Raw genomic sequence first — 1,277 nt, forward strand, 5'->3', positions numbered from 1 at the left:
CTACACTTACCACCTTACTTAATCACTTAAGTAATTTGGTGGGGACGGAGAGACTCGAACTCTCACACCTTGCGGCGCTGGAACCTAAATCCAGTGCGTCTACCAATTTCGCCACGTCCCCGTTGGTCGTGTATATTATAGAGAACACTCCCCTTTGACAAGCCATTTTGCAAGCAATACAGGTGTATTCTGCTAGAAATTAAGCAGTTAATTGTATTTTTTTATTTTCCTTTAAATTTTCAAAGAAACTGAAACACTTTTATTGTTATTAAATGGGTCAATTCACTGATATTAGCTGAATTTCTCCATCCATTTTTCTTGCAATGACCCTAGTCCGGAAATCACCCGTAAGCAATTTTTCAAACTGATGTATGCCATTTCCGAAATCTCAGGCATAAAAAAAGCAAGGTATTTAACCTTGCTTTTTCGTATCTGGTGGGGATAGAGAGACTCGAACTCTCACACCCAGAGGGCGCTGCGACCTGAACACAGTGCGTCTACCAATTCCGCCATATCCCCGATGAGCGCTATATTAGAACGATCACCCCGGCATTACAAGGGTTTTATCCGGTTATTGTGTGCGCTCATTCAATAATTAATCAATTGATGCAATTTGGGATTTTGAGCATATCTATTCTTAGTTTTACATGGACAATTACAATTTTAAAAAATGAGTTCTGACTTATCTTTTTAATTGATAATATTGGCTAAGATTAATCTGTACTCATCAAATACATACATCGCTAAAAGCTGGTATTGTCTGATCCAAAATCAAAAAGTAATACAGCTACTCTTCTGCCAAATTTCAGGTATAAAAAAAGCAAGGTATTTAACCTTGCTTTTTCGTATCTGGTGGGGATAGAGAGACTCGAACTCTCACACCCAGAGGGCGCTGCGACCTGAACACAGTGCGTCTACCAATTCCGCCATATCCCCGATGAGCGCTATATTAGAGCGATTAACCCGAGATTACAAGCGATAGAATGATCAGAAATGTCTTTTTTAATCAAAAATTAAGCAATTAAAATGATTTGCTATTTTTATCGCCAGATTTCAAAAGACTCAATGCCTTCCTCAACAGTTTTCAGCTAAATTTTGATATTTTTTTAAAAGTGATAATTTAGCTTTTTATTTCTAGATTTAGCTTCATTCAAGACCAGTAAGCGATCCCTGAGCTTTATTTGGATTTCATTCAAATCATGCACCACTAAATTTCAGGCAAAAAAAAACAAGGTATCAACCTTGTCTCTTTTGAGTGGTGGGGACGGAGAGACTCG

3 tRNA genes are annotated in these 1,277 nt (G+C 38.0%); all 3 read right to left on the bottom strand.

Annotation, left to right across the window (positions count from 1 at the left end):
- Positions 1 to 36: 36 nt before the first annotated feature.
- A tRNA-Leu gene (locus GW12_RS05770) sits at positions 37 to 121 on the bottom strand.
- A gap of 312 nt (positions 122 to 433) precedes the next feature.
- Positions 434 to 519, bottom strand: a tRNA-Leu gene (locus GW12_RS05775).
- A 331-nt stretch (positions 520 to 850) separates the two neighbouring features.
- Positions 851 to 936: transfer RNA gene (locus GW12_RS05780), tRNA-Leu, on the bottom strand.
- Between the last annotated feature and the right edge of the window lie 341 nt (positions 937 to 1,277).

Origin of the sequence: Acinetobacter sp. HR7 (assembly GCF_000773685.1) — a bacterium.
In the GTDB taxonomy this organism is placed as follows: domain Bacteria; phylum Pseudomonadota; class Gammaproteobacteria; order Pseudomonadales; family Moraxellaceae; genus Acinetobacter; species Acinetobacter thermotolerans.